The 16,779-nt window shown below is 42.6% G+C and carries 14 protein-coding genes; 12 read left to right on the forward strand and 2 right to left on the reverse strand.

Features of this window, described 5'->3' with window-relative positions:
- Window positions 1-163: 163 nt before the first annotated feature.
- Window positions 164-2,857, reverse strand: a complete 2,694-nt coding sequence (locus ITG12_RS09905) for an SLBB domain-containing protein (RefSeq protein ID WP_248873012.1) — start codon at window positions 2,855-2,857, stop codon at window positions 164-166.
- A gap of 68 nt (window positions 2,858-2,925) precedes the next feature.
- Window positions 2,926-3,441 carry a porin family protein gene (locus ITG12_RS09910; protein WP_248873958.1) on the reverse strand — a complete coding sequence of 172 codons (516 nt, stop codon included), beginning with the start codon at window positions 3,439-3,441 and terminating at the stop codon, window positions 2,926-2,928.
- A 652-nt stretch (window positions 3,442-4,093) separates the two neighbouring features.
- Between ITG12_RS09910 and ITG12_RS09915 the strand changes: the two genes are divergently transcribed.
- From ITG12_RS09915 to ITG12_RS09970, 12 genes are all read left to right on the forward strand, one after another.
- Entirely contained in the window at window positions 4,094-4,315 is a 222-nt protein-coding gene (locus ITG12_RS09915; protein WP_021017910.1) for a hypothetical protein, read from the forward strand.
- A gap of 69 nt (window positions 4,316-4,384) precedes the next feature.
- The gene (locus tag ITG12_RS09920) at window positions 4,385-5,059 is read left to right on the forward strand and encodes a YjbF family lipoprotein (RefSeq protein ID WP_248873013.1); all 675 of its coding nucleotides are present in this window, start codon (window positions 4,385-4,387) and stop codon (window positions 5,057-5,059) included.
- Window positions 5,056-5,811 (forward strand): capsule biosynthesis GfcC family protein, encoded by a 756-nt coding sequence (locus ITG12_RS09925; RefSeq protein ID WP_248873014.1) that lies wholly within the window; start codon window positions 5,056-5,058, stop codon window positions 5,809-5,811. Before ITG12_RS09920 ends, ITG12_RS09925 begins: the two co-directional genes overlap by 4 nt.
- A 2-nt stretch (window positions 5,812-5,813) precedes the next feature.
- The gene (locus tag ITG12_RS09930) at window positions 5,814-8,012 is read left to right on the forward strand and encodes a YjbH domain-containing protein (RefSeq protein ID WP_248873015.1); all 2,199 of its coding nucleotides are present in this window, start codon (window positions 5,814-5,816) and stop codon (window positions 8,010-8,012) included.
- Window positions 8,013-8,164: 152 nt separating this feature from the next.
- Complete coding sequence (rfaD, locus tag ITG12_RS09935) at window positions 8,165-9,106, forward strand: ADP-glyceromanno-heptose 6-epimerase (RefSeq protein ID WP_039974622.1); 942 nt, start codon at window positions 8,165-8,167, stop codon at window positions 9,104-9,106.
- 115 nt (window positions 9,107-9,221) lie between these two features.
- A complete protein-coding gene (gene lpxM, locus ITG12_RS09940) occupies window positions 9,222-10,211 on the forward strand; it encodes a lauroyl-Kdo(2)-lipid IV(A) myristoyltransferase (RefSeq protein WP_248873016.1) in 990 nt (329 codons plus the stop codon).
- Window positions 10,208-11,266, forward strand: coding sequence for a lipopolysaccharide heptosyltransferase II (gene waaF, locus ITG12_RS09945; protein ID WP_248873017.1), 1,059 nt, complete (start codon window positions 10,208-10,210; stop codon window positions 11,264-11,266). The genes lpxM and waaF overlap by 4 nt, the downstream gene beginning before the upstream one ends.
- On the forward strand, window positions 11,260-12,519 hold the full coding sequence (gene waaA, locus ITG12_RS09950) for a lipid IV(A) 3-deoxy-D-manno-octulosonic acid transferase (protein WP_248873018.1): 1,260 nt from the start codon (window positions 11,260-11,262) through the stop codon (window positions 12,517-12,519). The genes waaF and waaA overlap by 7 nt, the downstream gene beginning before the upstream one ends.
- Before the next feature lie 30 nt (window positions 12,520-12,549).
- A complete protein-coding gene (locus ITG12_RS09955) occupies window positions 12,550-13,266 on the forward strand; it encodes an acylneuraminate cytidylyltransferase family protein (RefSeq protein WP_248873019.1) in 717 nt (238 codons plus the stop codon).
- Window positions 13,241-13,921 (forward strand): inositol monophosphatase family protein, encoded by a 681-nt coding sequence (locus ITG12_RS09960; protein ID WP_248873020.1) that lies wholly within the window; start codon window positions 13,241-13,243, stop codon window positions 13,919-13,921. Before ITG12_RS09955 ends, ITG12_RS09960 begins: the two co-directional genes overlap by 26 nt.
- A gap of 1 nt (window position 13,922) precedes the next feature.
- Window positions 13,923-15,473 carry an N-acetylneuraminate synthase family protein gene (locus tag ITG12_RS09965; RefSeq protein ID WP_248873021.1) on the forward strand — a complete coding sequence of 517 codons (1,551 nt, stop codon included), beginning with the start codon at window positions 13,923-13,925 and terminating at the stop codon, window positions 15,471-15,473.
- A gap of 40 nt (window positions 15,474-15,513) precedes the next feature.
- A complete protein-coding gene (locus ITG12_RS09970; protein WP_248873022.1) occupies window positions 15,514-16,767 on the forward strand; it encodes a hypothetical protein in 1,254 nt (417 codons plus the stop codon).
- The last annotated feature ends 12 nt before the right edge of the window (window positions 16,768-16,779 follow it).

Here is a 16,779-nt window from a genome sequence, read left to right on the forward strand (position 1 = left end):
TACGGCTGAATAATGCCACTATTGGTGTTCAGAGTAGTATTTACCGTTTTGATTAATAATGTTCATAAATTTGAGCTTATGTAACTTCAATCGTTACATAAGCTCTTACTATTATTCTACTTCTAATCTTGTTTTAAGCTGATTGTAATGACCTTGTCGTTCCTTACTTCAACGCGTTGATCGCTACACCTGTTTGGTAAAGGATCTGTGTAGCTGCGGTCCATGTACTCAGTGCATCACGGTAATCAGTATCAATTGGTACTACAATTGTGTCACCTGCTTTTAGCTCTTCATGATTATTACCGAACCAGTAGCCTGATGTTGGTTTGTAAACCGAGCCATCAGCACGCACGACAAAGATGCGGTCTTCATCAGCTTGCTTCTTAGCGCCACCAGCTTTGTTTAGATAGTCATCAACGTCTAGCTTGTTATCCAACAAGTACGTGATTGGCACCTGAACTTCGCCCATGATTGAAACCGTATTACGGAAGGTCGGTACGAACAAGAAGTCTCCATCTTCCAACATAAAGTCAGCTGAGCGTTCATCTTTCAAGATGCGATTAAGCTGCACAACCATGCGACCAAGCGCTTTGCTACGGCTAGCTTCTTCAACAAACTTCAATGTTTTGTCTGGGTCAGAAATCACTGAGCTCATATTGCTGTCTGCGCGGAAGGTTTTCTTCGCGGTTTCTGCGCGCATATCTGCGGCATATTGGTTTAGTAGTTTTTGCTCTTGTAGGCGAAGCGCTTCACGCGTGAAGATTGCCCCTTGAGGATGCGCAAATTCCGTCAAACCACCAGCACGCTCAAGTAATTCGCCTAAGGTCTCACCCTGACGCACCGTGTAAGTACCAGGGAAACGAACTTCACCTTGTAGGGTTACGGTGCTTTGTAGTTTAACGTTCGGCTTTTCAAGAATGTTCAAGCGGTCACGGCCAACAAGGATTGCATCATCGGCTGTGCCTCCTTGAATAGCTTTGCGTAAGTCAATGCGTTCCACATCAATAGAAGCACGTTCGTCCTTACTGCTAATCACAGTACGAGCCAACTCTGCATTAATAGTAAATGCATTGTACGTTAGACCACCCGCTGCTTCGATTAGTGTAGACACTGACATGCGTGGCGTGAGTGGGTAACGACCAGGGTGTTTGACCTCACCAAATACTTCAGCGATTTGCGGTGCTAAGCCTAAACGAGATTGCTGTTGGAGCTGCAAAAGTACCGGAGCAAGTAAAGTGCGACGGGTGTTTTGTTTCAGCGCATCAAAGTCTTCTTTGGTAATTTCTTTGCCACGGAATATGATTTTCGGTTGTTCTGATTCTTCAATTGAAGATTGTCCCACAGACATATTGTCTGTCGCTGAGGATATTGCAACAGAAGAGCTCATCACTTCTTGCTCTTTTTGTTGATCCAGCTCGGCTTTAAATTGCGCTTGCTCAAGCGTTTTCGCTTTCGTCACCGTATCTTGATCCGCAAGGGTATCTAAATCTTCATTATTGAAACGGTTAAATACCAGTACTCGGTCACGCGAGTTTAGCTTTAGGTTATCTTTACTGCTTGGAGAAAGAATCGCGTTCGCAAGATTTACTTGATAAACCTCAATGTCACGCTGTGGATTAATCTCACGGACAACGACAGCATAGTTAACGTCAGCTGTAGAGTTAAATGACGTATCTACCGACTGGAACAAATCAGCAACACGCAGGCCGCTCTTCCATTCGATAAAGCCCGGATGACGAACATCACCTTCAATTTGTACGTAACGCGTTAGTTCTTCACTTTTCTTCAGCACATTAACGGCGTCACCATCTTTAACTTTGGTTTGTTGATCGTGAGACTGGCTGAAGTTAAGAGTCAATGCATCACGAGCACCTTTCGCTGCGTAACGTTTGACTTCAATTTGGTCACGGTAAGCGTTGGCAGTAAAACCTCCCGCCATTTGAATCGCTTGCTTGTAGGTTTCACCTGATTTCACTTCATAGATTGCAGGGCGGTTTACCTCACCATCAATAGTGATGGTATTGCCGACAGCACCAATAAAGACCACATCGCCAGGTAACAGTCGAACATCGTTGCGCGCGTCGCCTTTCAGCAATAGGTCATACATATCAAGCTTGCGAATCACCTGACCATTGCGCTTTAACTGCACGTTACGTAATGCACCGCTCTCACCAAAACCACCACTGTAATAAATGGCTTGAGAAATGGTGGTTAGCGCACTAACGGTGTAAGCACCCGGTTTGTAGGCATCGCCCATCACAAACACTTGCATGGTGCGCATCTCACCCAGTGAAATATCACTGCGTACACCAATCATTTGCTCTTTTACACGTTGGTTTAGTGAATCACGAACGTCAGAAAAGCTCATGCCTGCTACTTGAACTGGGCCAAGTGAAGGGAAGTTGATAGTACCAGCACGATTTACTCGCAAACGGTGGGTCGTATTCTCTTTACCAAACAGCTGAATAACAATTTCGTCACCAGCACCGACTGTGTAATCCGCAGGAACAGGCACATCACTCACTGGGGCAAATGTTGTTGGTGAACCCGCAAACAGATCCAAGCCGAAGCGTTTTAACTCTTCGTCTTCTTTCGCTAAATCCATTTTATCCGTTTGATTGGCATTACTCACCTCTGGGCGAGGATCAATCACTTGAGGATTTTGATAGTTACTCGGCTGAGAAGAAGAGCCAGAAGGGAGAGAAATGCCGTACTTACTTGCTAGTGCTTGTTGTTGGTCAGCAGGTAGGCTTTGGAACATTTGCATTTGTTCCGGGGTTGGAGTTTGCGCATGACTGAATGGCGCAAAAACACTTGCCAATACACAAGCGGCAATCGAGAAATATCCTTTAAGCATGATAATTCGCTATTTAAATCGAGAGTTAAAAAATCCTAGTTACTAAAACTAGGCACTAGGTCTTTTAATTAAAATCGGTGCTGAAAGCCGAGTGTCAGGGCATTCAAACGAACTTGGTCTTCTGACGTATTGTCAACAAACTCGAAAACAACCGCATTGTGCTTATCTAAGGCGTAATGCATACCTAAACCAAAGCTAAAGCCTTGTTCTTTATTAGAACCGACGTTCTGTTGATCAATTTGGACACTGGAGTAACCCGCCAGTCCATAAAGTGCGAAACGTTCAGAAACCGGCATGTTCAACTTAACAAAACCACTTGCTAAGCTGTCTACTGCAAGTCCGCTTTCGCGCTGTACTGAGGTGCCGTAACGTGCTTCTAACGCGACATAATCGTTAAAGAAATAGCCTGCTTGTGCTTGAAGAAGGAATGGATTGCCTTCGGTTACAGAAGAAGTAGAAGAGTGGTGATATTCGGCATTAGAGTAGCTCACTAACGCACCTGCATAAAAATCTGCTGAGGCCGTAAATGAGCACAAGCCTAAGCTGATTGCACTCAACGCCCCTAGCCATGGTCGTTTGTTCATCACGTAAGTGTTCCTTGGGTATTGACTGACCGCTGCACATGAATGACGCACGCAGTGAATGTCTGTTAACTCTTTAATCTGTTTGCTTGTGCGTTTTCACGCTACCGCCCTGCGGCATTACGCGTTAGCCACTGTTCGCTGATTGCCGAGCTGCTCGGTTTATTGATATAAGTGCTTTTTCAAACATCGCTTTTGTGACGAGAAAATCAAAAACTCATACTTGAAAAGCACAGCATAAAAGCTGGCAAATTATGCATGGATTAGCGCAAAACGGCAAGGGGGCTCACTCTAAGGTTTGAGAATGGACATTCTTATTTTTGAGAGCAATGACATTCTGGGCATCAGTCGCCTAAGTGTAACAAAACGTAACATTGCACTTGTCTCGAATGTCAAGTCGCTACTTACTTCGATATTGACGGATTAGTGTTACTTATGGCCGAGTTATCCGTCATTACACCAGTAAGCTCTAGTTAAAATCGCTAAAACCGCCTGCAAATAAATTGTCTTTTCAATGAGACGCATTCTTTAGAACTTGGTAAAATTCCATAGGAAACTATTTACATGCTGATTGTTTTTTAACTAAAATGACAGATGGTATGTTCTAAACAGACCAAACATCGATGTTTTAAAATCTGAAATACAAGGATTAATAATGAAGAACACAGCTCTAGCTATTCTTATGGCTCTAAGCGCATCAACTGCATTCGCAGCGACTGAAGCTGGTACTACTGGTACAGCAGCAGCATCTGCAACTGGAACAACTGCAGTAGCAGTAGGTGCAGCAGCAGCAGTAACTGTAGTAGCAGTTGCAGCGTCAGACAGCGATTCAACTTCAACGTCTACTTCTACTTCTACTTCTACTTCTACGAACTAATTCGTTTAAGTTGAACTAGATAAATCGCCCTGAACTATTTCAGGGCGATTTTATTTGTACGAGGGAATAATGAATACCTTTCTATCGCAAAAATGGATGCGCTTACTTGTTGTTTTACCTGTATTAAACCTCACTTTTGGGTGTACTCAGAAATTCAATGATGTCTCGGCGACCGTTCAAGAAGCTTATGGCAACTACATCGATGTTGAACTGACACCAGAAGAAATTGAATCCGTTCCTTATGCCAGCGCTTATCTAAAAATCGGCAGCCAAAAGCAAGTCTTTGTTGTTCTCGCCTTTGCAGAATCAAACCCACTAACGGGCCAAACCCAACTCAAATGGGTCAGTGCCGATAAAGCGATGGTGGTAACAGAGAATGGACATATTGTTAAAACCATTGGATTGCAAACCACTAACCTAGCCGGTGTCTACGGTGAGGTGCCTGCTTACTCAAAATCATCTGTTCAATATGCGCTATCTTACGATTGGTCTGAGCAATACCGTTACGGCTTTCAAGCTCAGGTGGAGCGATCACGTCAAGGCAAAGAGACGATAACCACTCCTATTTCATCGACAACAACCGACGTTTATACTGAGCTCGTCACTTTTCCAAGCCTAGAAGAAAGCGTAGAGAACACCTATTGGGTAGACAGTAATGGACAAGTGGTGAAAACACGTCAGCACTTGGGACCAAACATGGTGCCAGTTGAATTGACAATTTTGAAAGGGTACAGCAAATCATGAGTAAGCGACTGCTCTCTTTACTAAGCTTAGTGGGTGTTGTCGGTATTACCGCCGTACCTGCTTTAGCCCAGAACCAAAATTTACCGCCATTACAAGTTGAATTAGTGGGTACTGGAAAAGCCTTACAATTTGAACAGCCAACTCGTTTAGAGAACATCCTGAAACTCGCACAAGAGCAGAACGTTGTCTTGCAATATCCTCTTGCGATTAGTTTGTTTGATGATTCAGAACTGGCACAGCAAAAGAGTCTGGCGTTAAAAAACGCCGTGTTGAACCAAATGATTCAATACAACCTCGTTGGTCATCCATTTTACAAATTTATCCAGCAAAGTCAGTTTGCGCCTCGCGTTCTTTCCGCCGTCGATGTTGATCAAATTCGCTTAGACAAATTTGATAACCCGCTTTTAAAAGGTCAGTTTGCCTTAAGTGCGCCTCAGCGAGCCGAAAAAGTGTTGTATGTGGGCAATGTGAGCAAGGTTTATGCCATCAAAAATCTAGCTGGTATCCCTCTGCATGAACAGGTCGATAGCCTAAAAAGCAGTGAGGTTGGTGAACTAGCTCAGCCACCTATTTTAATCTATCCAAATGGTGAGGTGGTTACCCCTCATCATGGCAGTTGGTTAACCAAACAATATTATTTACCACCTTTGACCATGGTCTATATCCCATTTAACGATTTTGAACAGTCGCCAATGGATCAAGATATCGTCAAACTGCTGTCACAACGTAAACCAACATCGTCGAAGAATTAAATATGAACCTGATAAGAACCAGTTTATCGCTTTCTTTAATGGGTCCAGCGTTGGTTTGGGCTCAAGATATGCCTTTTGAGGCGCCGCCACTGCAACCTTCACAGATGGACTTTGGTGGCGTGGGCTTAATGCAAATGCCAACTGGCCGTATGGCGCCTGAGGGTGAGTTTAACTTTGCGGTCACTGGCAGCGACGAGTATCTGTTTTACAATGTGACTCTGCAAGTGATGCCTTGGCTAGAAACAACGATTCGTTACACCATGGTGAACGATCTTTTCTATAGTAGCGATCCAAGCTTTTCTGGTGATACCAAGTACACCGACAAAGGCATCGATTTTAAAGTTCGTTTATTAGAAGAATCTGAGTACTTACCAGAGCTTTCTGTTGGTATTCGTGACTTTGCGGGTACTGGCCTGTTTGATGGTGAGTTTGTTGCTGCCACAAAGCGCTACTCTAACCCTAACCTTGGTACCTTTGATTTTACCTTAGGTATGGGCTGGGGTTACCTTGGAACGCGTGACAATATCAGTAACCCAGCTTGTAAATTGTCAGATAGTTTCTGTGAACGCCCTTCCGACTTTAAAGGCAATGGCGGTAGCGTAGACTTTGAACGTTGGTTTAAAGGTCCCGCAGCCCTATTCGGTGGTGTGGAATATCAGACACTTCATGCCCCACTACGCTTCAAGCTTGAATACGACAGTAATGACTACAGTGAAGATTTCCCAGTGGTACGCGGTGGCATAGACATGACGCCCCACACACCTTGGAACTTTGGTGTACTTTATCGTTTAGGTCACATGGCGGATTTGCGTTTGAGTTATGAACGTGGCGACACGTTGGTTGCAGGCGTGAGCCTTTATACCAACTTCAATGAAATGCCGTCTTTCTGGCGTGATACACCAACACCAGAAGTGGAAGATAAACAACCTGAACAATTGTCCGACGTCGATTGGGAGCGAGTCACTGAAGAGCTTGATAAAGTCGCTGGCTACCAAAATACGCAGCTCTATGTTGAAAACAACACTGTCTCCGTTGTTGGTGAACAAAAAAAGTACCGCGACCGCAATGAAGCGCATGAGAAAACAGCGGCGGTTCTTTACAACGAGATGCCAAGCAACATTGATACTTTTACCATCAATGAGCGCAGCCGTGGTTTGCTCGGCGACCAAACGGTTATCTCTAAAGATAAATACCGTGATGTTGCTGAAGTAAACTACATCAACCCGACCATTGAAGATGCGACGTCTACATCAAGCAACAAGCCTCAGGGCAAACCTGCTTACGATGGATTTGAGCGTTTTGATTGGGGCTTTGCACCAAAACTTGCACAGACTTTGGGTAACCCAGAAGACTTCTACTTGTTTAGTGTTGGTTTGAGCGGCAACGCTTCTTACTGGCTAACGGACAATCTAGAAATCGGCGGCTCGCTGTACTGGGATTGGTACAATAACTACGACAAGTTTAACTACGTAACACCACCTGATGGCACAAGCGTCCCACGTGTACGTACTATGTTCCGAGCTTATCAGAATGAACACGCGGTAACCATGTCCAACCTGCAGTTAACTTGGTTCCAAGAGTACTCAGATACCATGGACCAACAGTTCTACGCTGGTTATCTAGAAAGTATGTTTGCAGGTGTGGGTACCGAATTCTTGTACCGACCGAAAGGCGCAAACTGGGCAATCGGTGCTGATGTTAACTTAGTTTCTCAACGTGATCCTGAAAGCTACTTTGGTGTTTACGATGAGAAGTGGCAGCATATCCCTGAATACGGCCGCCCATTCCAAGTGGTCGATAAAGGCTTTACTGGCTTTGTTTCTGGTTACTACTATCCTCAATGGGATTTCCTACAAGATTTGATGATTCAAGTCGATGTGGGTCAGTTCCTAGCGGGTGATGTCGGTACGCAAGTGAACGTGTCTAAGCAATTCAAGAGTGGCGTGATCGCTGGTGCGTTTGCATCAATTAGTGACTTGTCTGCAGATGAGTTCGGCGAAGGTAGCTTTACGAAAGGCTTCTACATCTCGATTCCATTCGACATCATGACGGTGAAACCAAGCAACAACCGTGCGAACTTTAGCTGGCAGCCATTGACTCGCGATGGCGGTCAGAAGCTAGGTCGTAAATACAGCTTGATTGAACTGACGGATGAGCGTAACCCATGGTATCAACGTCCGAATACGTCAGATGAAAAGTAATCTAATCACTCATTAGATTACCTAACTAATACAAAGGAAGCTTCGGCTTCCTTTTTCTTTGCCTAATGACAACGACTTCCCCTAGTACTAGCACCTAAAGGCTTAACTCTGCTAAACTTCCTGAGAAAATTTTAATCTATGGTGGAAGTCTTATGATCATCGTAACTGGTGGTGCTGGCATGATCGGCAGCAACATTGTTAAAGCACTGAATGAAGCAGGTATTAACGATATTCTGGTTGTCGACAACCTAAAAAATGGCAAGAAGTTTAAAAACTTAGTTGATCTTGATATCACTGATTACATGGATCGTGATGACTTCCTTACCCAAATCATGGCGGGTGATGACTTCGGCCCTATCGAAGCCATCTTCCATGAAGGTGCTTGTTCTGCCACGACTGAGTGGGATGGCAAGTACATGATGCTAAACAACTATGAGTACTCAAAAGAGTTACTTCATTACTGTTTAGATCGTGAAATTCCATTCCTATACGCATCATCAGCTGCGACATACGGTGAGACAGAAACGTTCGTTGAAGAGCGTGAATACGAAGGCGCGCTCAATGTATACGGCTACTCAAAACAGCAATTCGATAACTACGTTCGTCGCCTATGGAAAGACGCAGAGGAGCATGGCGAGCAGCTTTCTCAAATCACTGGTTTCCGTTACTTCAATGTATATGGCCCACGTGAGGATCACAAAGGCAGCATGGCATCGGTAGCCTTCCACCTAAACAACCAAATCAACGCCGGTGAAAACCCTAAGTTATTTGAAGGTAGTGGTCACTTTAAACGTGATTTCGTTTACGTTGGCGATGTATGCAAAGTAAACCTTTGGTTCCTTGAAAATGGTGTTTCTGGCATCTTCAACTGCGGTACTGGCCGCGCGGAGTCTTTCAACGAAGTCGCACAGGCAGCTATCAAACACCACGGTAAAGGTGAGGTTGAGAATATTCCGTTCCCTGAGCACCTAAAAGGCGCTTACCAAGAATTCACGCAAGCCGACCTAACTAAGCTTCGTGCTGCCGGCTGTGATGTAGAATTCAAAACGGTAGCAGAAGGTGTTGCTGAATACCTAGCGATTCAAAACCGTTAATGCCCCACAAAGGTGGTAGTTAACTCTCTACCACCTTTACTCTGATATTATTACTAGTATCATTTCTACATACCTCCACTCGCCTCTCTCCAAAAATATAGGTACTTAAAACTTCATGACTAATCAACGTGATGATTTCGATCCTAAAGCTTATAACCCTGAATTTGAGCGCCACTTTTTAGCGCCGAAGTATTGGGGTACGTGGATAGGCGTTGTCCTTTCTTTGCCGCTTGCTTTATTACCTTTAGCGGTTCAAAAATGGCTAGCAAAAACTATCGCAAAGAAACTGGCTAAATCGCACAAAGGTCCGGCTCACCGAGCTCGGGTCAACTTTGAGCTGTGCTTCCCAGAGAAGTCATTTGAAGAGCGCGAAGCACTGATTGAAAAAACGCTTTATACCGCTGCATTGTTCTTTTTCCGCTTCAGCTTACTTAGCTTACGTTCATCTAAATGGTTACAGCAGCGTTGCCAGATCCGAGGTTTAGACATCCTTCAAAAACACATCGACAATGATGAGAAAGTCATTTTGATGGTTCCACACTCATGGGCAATTGATATTCCCGCAGTGTTACTTGCCTCAATGGGTATGCCAGTCTCTGCAATGGCAAAAAAGCAAAAAAATGAAGTCGGCGATTGGCTAATGCACCAGCAACGTGTGCAATATGGCGGTCGTGTTTATGAGCGCTCTGGTGGTATTAAACCATTTTTGAAATCGATCCGTGATGGCTACATTGGCTATTACTTACCCGATCAGGATCATGGTCCTGAACACAGCGTTTTTGTCGATTTCTTTGCCACCAGAAAAGCAACGCTTCCTGGTTTAGGTAAAATTGCCAAACTATCACGCGCTAAAGTGTTACCTATGTTTGCTTCTATGAACACAGAAGATGGTACGTTTGATATCGAAATCTTACCAGCGTTTGAGCTAGACAAGGGTGAAGAACAAGATGCTCGCACTTGTAACCAAGCGATTGAGTACTTTGTAGCAAATAAACCGGAACAATACATGTGGGTGCTACAACTTCTGCACTCTCAAGAAGACGGCAATAACTATTACAACCTATTCAAGCCGAGATACAACACTGACTGGCAAATAAGCAAATGAAAAAAATCTTAATTATTGGCCCTTCTTGGGTTGGCGATATGGTGATGTCGCAGTCTCTTTATATTGTCTTAAAGCAACTCCATCCAGACAGCCAAATTGATGTGATTGCACCAGGTTGGTGTAAACCAATCCTTGAGCGCATGCCAGAAATCCACCAAGCCATTGAAATGCCTATTGGTCATGGTGAATTCAACTTACTTGGTCGTCGCGAAATCGGTAAATCATTACGAGAAAAACAGTACGACCACGCCTACATCCTACCGAAGTCTGCAAAATCTGCTCTTATCCCGTGGTTCGCAAACATTCCTCTTCGTACTGGTTGGAAAGGTGAAATGCGTTACGGTCTGCTCAATGACTTGCGACCAAACATGAAGTCTTTTCAATTCATGGTTGAACGCTATGTTGCATTAGCTTACCCACAAGAGGAGATGATCGATTCATCCTCACTGGGTGGTTTAGAAACCCAACCTCGCCCTAACCTGTTTATTGATAAAAAAGAGCAAGCTGAAGCGATTGCTAAGTTTAACCTCAATCAAGAAGCGCCTGTTGTTGGCCTGTGCCCTGGTGCAGAGTTTGGCCCTGCTAAAAAATGGCCAGAGACACATTACGCAGAAGTTGCATCAGCTATGGCGAATGCAGGAAAGCAAGTGTGGCTATTTGGTTCTCAAAAAGACCTTGAAACCTGTAACAACATCAAGCAATTAGTGCCTCAAGGACACCAGCACCAGATTCATGTTTTGGCAGGGCAAACGAGCCTGATTGAAGCCGTTGATCTTCTAGCAGCATGCCACACTGTCGTCGCGAACGACTCAGGACTTATGCACGTGGCAGCTGCTGTTGGCTGTAATGTTGTTGCAGTCTACGGTTCAACCTCACCAAAATACACACCACCGCTGGCGGAAAAGGTAGAGATTGTTCATACCGACATTGACTGCCGTCCATGCTTTAAGCGTGAGTGTGAGTTTAAGCACCTTAAGTGTTTAACTGAGTTATCACCAAAACAGGTGCTAGATAGTATCCAAAAACTTGAAGCGATAACGGTAAGTTCATGCTAATTCGCGTTTTTTACACATTACTGCTTGCCCTTGCCTCCCCTTTCCTATTGTTTGGTTTATACAAAAGTAAACCGAACAAGCCCAAGTTTGGTCAACGATGGAAAGAGCATTTTGGTATAACCCCAAAGCTAGAGACAACTGAGCGCCCCATTTGGATTCATGCGGTTTCGGTAGGCGAAAGCATCGCTGCTATCCCACTCATTAAAGAATTGAAAAAGCAAAAACCAACCCAACCTATTTTAGTCACCACCACAACCAGCACTGGTGCGGAACAAATTGCTAAGTTGGGCGACTTAGTTGAACACCGCTATATGCCTATCGATTTCGGTTTTGCCGTGAAAGGCTTTCTAAAGGCAATACGGCCAAAGCAAATGTTGATAATCGAAACCGAGCTTTGGCCAAACACGCTTAATACTGTCCATAATGCCGGAATCCCTATCATTGTGGTCAACGCTCGCCTCTCTGAAAAGTCGTGTAGGAACTACGCAAAAGTGCAGCCACTGTTTGACCTCCTACATCCATGCATAGATAAGGTACTTTGCCAGACGGAGTCAGATGCTGAGCGCTTTGAAGGTTTAGGTATCGAGAAAAACAAACTTTTTGTTACTGGCTCGATAAAATTTGATATTAAAATATCCAAGGACGTAAAAGAAAAAGGCAAAGTGCTACGGGATGCTCTTGGATTAGAACGTCCCATTTGGATTGCTGCCAGCACTCATAAAGGGGAAGACGAGCAGGTATTAGAAGCTCACAAAAAAATCTTGGAATCTCACCCAAATGCTCTTTTAATCCTTGTTCCAAGACATCCAGAGCGATTCGAAGATGTATTTGAGCTTTGCCAAGGTAAAGGCCTTGAAACTGCTCGCCGCACAAGCCAAGAAGAAGTAACAGCATCGACCCAAGTTTATCTTGGAGATACCATGGGGGAGATGCTTATCTTGATCGGAGCAGCCGACATTTGCTTTATGGGCGGTAGCTTAGTTGGCGATAAGGTTGGTGGGCATAATGTTCTAGAACCGGCAGCTTTAGGTGTGCCAGTCATCATTGGGCCGAGCTATTTTAACTTCCAGTTAATAATAGAAAAGATGCTTCAAAAAAAGTGTATTACAATCTCGCACTCAGACCTTAATTTAGACATTGTTCGGCTGATTGAAGACCCAAAATCTCGAAATCTAATGACTCAAAAGGCTTATTTAATAATGAGTGATAGCATTGGTTCTATCGATAAAACAGTCAAGTCATTACAACTTTAAAACGTTACATCTACCGATGAGGACATCATAGTGTTAACTTACGCGATAATCCCTGCTCGTTCTGGTTCAAAAGGACTACCCGATAAAAATATCAAAGAGATTGATAACAAACCTTTGATTTCATACTCAATTGAATTTGCTAAAAGCATTGCAGAAATCGATCGCGTATTTTGTAGTACAGATTCTAGTCGTTATGCGGAAATTGCTAAACAGTATGGGGCAGAGGTTCCATTTCTTCGTAGCGAACATGCTGCAGCAGATACTGCAATGGAGCAAGACATCCTTGACGATTTGCGCATATCTTTTCAACAACAAGGCATTCCTGAACCTGACTTTATCGTATGGTTACGCCCGACGTTTGTTTTTCGCTCTAAATCAGACATCGAGAATGCTATTAAACTAATCAAAAATGATGCAAACATTTCATCAGTGAGAACTGTTGTAGAATCAGAAAACAGACTTTATGAGATAGAGAACCACAAGCTCAAAGCATCATTTGATGACTTAGGTAAGTCAATGATGAGAAGACAAGACATGCCACAGTCATACAAAGTATTCAGTACTGACGTGTTTAGATTTAAGAACAATTCTTTTGGGGACGCGTTCTTAGGTAGTAAAGTTGTAGCTATCGAATCCCATAAAATATGTGGTCTCGACATAGATGACCTAATTGATTTTCATATCGTAAAATCCCTAGTAGAAAATTCAAAGGAGCTTGTTAATGAGTTTTTGTCAGAAAATCGTTGATTTGATCAGCCAAAACCTTGATGAAATTACCTCGCTCAAAGCGACTAAAATGGAAAAAGCGGATGGTAGTTTCGTATCAAAGGGAGATCTACTGGTTCAAGAATTAGTCTTTCAATACTGCAATGAGAACTTACCTGAGCACCAACTAATTTCTGAAGAGTTTGCACCCTTCGATAATACCGAATGGGATGAGTCCGCCTCTTTTGTAGTTTTAGACCCAATTGACGGTACTGAGAATTTTGTAAGTGGTCTTCGTGAATGGGGAGTAGGCATATCTATTTACACTAACGGAGTGCACCAAGAATCTTGCATCTATCTACCTGAACTCAGAGAAATCGCTATAACTGGCCAGCCATTAGAGCGCTTTAGTTCAAGAATTCATGGGCTATCCTCATCACTGAGCAAACAAGATTTAGAAAAGCTTCCTGAAGGATTCGAATACAGAATCATAGGTTGCTCGATGTATAACATGCTAAGTGCGGTTAAGGGAAGTTATGCACGCTTTGAAAATGTAAAAGGGGTTAATTGTTGGGATGTGTTACCTGGTTTAAACCTCGCTCTTGAGCATAATGTTAAAGCGTTTGTAGACGGTGTTCCGTATCAAGGGCAAATACTATTCCCTACAAAGAAATACAAAATTCTACTTGAGGCTTAATATGTCAAATATTACTGATGTACTCCGATATTTCGCTCTCACCGGCAAAAAGAAGATAGCGATCATCGGTAAAGGTCCGTCTTTAGATAACATAGACTTAACTAAGCTAGATGACTTTTTTATTGTAAATATCAACGACTCAGAGAAAGCACTAGCTGGCGATGTCGGCCTATATCACCAAGCTTGGGTAAATGATTATTTACAGAGTAAAGGCGGAGAATGTCACTTCTATATTAGTTCTTATGAAGGCGCATTACCGGAAGGTAACTATGTAAAAGTAGAACATGTTTACGAAAACCCTGAACACGTCCGTCCACTTCAAGACCGATTCTTTGACTCAAAATTTATCATAGAAGATGCAACGGTAATATCAGCTCTAAAGCTAGCAAATATGTGTGCTGACCACGTACGTGAAAAGCTTGATGTTTATCTTCTCGGGTTTGATTTTTCTGTTTCTACTGGCTTTTCAAAAAAGTCAGGTGGCCACATTGAATTTGGTGAACAAGATTATGTAGAGAGTTTGCTAAACAATCAAAAGTCTTATTTAGAACTGATACTCTCTCATGAATCAGACTTGTCGATAACCGTAAACCATGTGGGTGACAAAAGTTTCAGCTCGATGAGTGACAAACAGTTTAACTTTCTTATTGAAGGGGAAACCGATGTCAGCAACGTATGCCCAAAAGACTTGTCTAAGGACAGTTATAGGGGGCCTAACGCAGTAAAAATCGTAGCAGAAATCACAACAAACCATTTCGGCGATCTTGAATTACTTCAGAAGATGATAAAAGCAGCAGCAGAAGCTGGTGCTGATTACATCAAGCTGCAAAAAAGAGATGTCGAGACTTTTTATTCCAAAGAGGAATTAGAAAGACCTTACACGTCACCATTTGGCTCAACATTCAGAGACTATCGACACGGTCTAGAGTTAGATGCTTTTGGGTTTAAAATGGTCGATAAGTGGTGTAAAGAGTATGGCATTAACTGGTTTGCCTCTGCTTTGGATCTTCCTTCTTATGAATTTATGAAACAATTTGAACCAGAGTTAATCAAATTACCATCAACAATCTCGGAACATACAAGCTTCCTTAAGTCAGTGGCAAAAGACTTTAAAGGAGACGTGGTGCTTTCAACGGGTATGACAGATAAAAACTACGAAGACTTCATCCTCGAAGAGTTCAAAGCATGTCGGCATTTATACTTGCTCCAATGTGTATCGTCTTACCCAACAATGAATGAAGATGCGAATGTTTCTGTTGTTCGCCACTATCATAACCTGAGCAAGTTACACCCAAAGGTGAAACCAGGCTACTCTAGCCACGATGTTGGTTCCTTGTGCTGCCAACTTTCAGTCGCTGCAGGAGGCTTAATGGTAGAAAAGCATGTTAAGTATGGTAATACTCCATGGGCTCACTTTGACAATGTAGCAATTGACATGCTTACGGGTAATTTCAAAAAATTTGTCGATGATATTCGTTTAGCTGAACTGTGCTTAGGAAATGAAACTAAAAAAGTTTTATCATCAGAACATCATAAGTACCGAAAATCTTAGACGCCTCTCACTGCACTAATATACTGTGACTAGATAATATATGTATAATTTTAACGACTTATTTAATTTTGACCGACAACAAGCTGCTATATTTCTAGTTGATACTGTTAAAAATGGTGAGCTAAAACTAATGCACCCAACTAAAAGCATAGTTACATATTGCCGCCAAAGTTCTAGATATAGAAAAGCGAATATTCTGCTTTTCTCTGATGAGAACTTACAGAATCAATGGTATTTAGTGCAGATCTATAACCTGGTCGATGGATATATCTGTGATGAAGATGTATTTAACCCACTCGGCGCAGGTGAGTTATCAGAATTGCACAAAATTCTTCAAGATACTAATAATCTTTTTGACTTAAAGAGTGCTAACACTAAAGTGGACGGTTTCCTCTTCTCGCAAGAGCGTCCGTACCACTATATATATGACCAATTTGTGAGTTATTTCTATCTATCAGAAATAGATAATATTGATCAGTACGCCTTTACAGATAAGCTTTGCTTTTATCGAGAACTCCCAGGTAATAAAGAGCTGCTCACTGCGAATCAAAATGGTTGCTATTTATTTCCTTGCACGAAAGGAAGCATTTATAATGATAAATCAGCAAATTCGATGCATCATTTTATCCGAAGTAACTCGGCCAAAATTGAGAGTAAAAGTTCATTAACCCTTTGGGTTGGCATCACAGCACAAAAGCGCTCATGGTTAGAACAAACAGATGGATTATGTAACATCGCAATAGAGCTATCCAAACACTATCCATCCATAACCGTGCTTGTCGATGGTTGGACTAGTCTTGCCGGTGGAATACCAGATAGCATAAAAGACATTGCCCGTGACAATGCCGTTTTTGATGCGATATCAACAAAACTAAGCTCACACGACAAAGTTGAATTGGTAAACTTAATTGGTAAAGACTATAAATACAAAGTTGGTTACGCCTTAAGCGCTGATGCTTACATTGCTAACTCTGGAGCAGGAAGTATGGTTCCTCTAATGTTTGCTTCCAAAAAAGGGGTATTGCATTCAAATAGCCAGCTTTACACCTTTGAAAATGCATATGACCAAAGAACTATTCTTGTCCCAAAAAACAAGATTTATTCTGAAAAGAAATCTAAGGATAGTGGCATCTACTCTATAGATTGGAAAGTAATGTATAACCTGTTAGCAAGCCTACTTGAAATAGATGAGAGATTAACCGAAGTAACAGGCCATAGAAGCAAACACTATTTCAATATTAAGAAATTTATATTTAAGAAAAGTATTCAAATCGAAACATTCTTAAAAAAATAAAATTTAAAATTT

It is taken from the genome of Vibrio sp. ED002 (assembly GCF_023277445.1).
In the GTDB taxonomy this organism is placed as follows: Bacteria; Pseudomonadota; Gammaproteobacteria; order Enterobacterales; family Vibrionaceae; genus Vibrio; species Vibrio jasicida.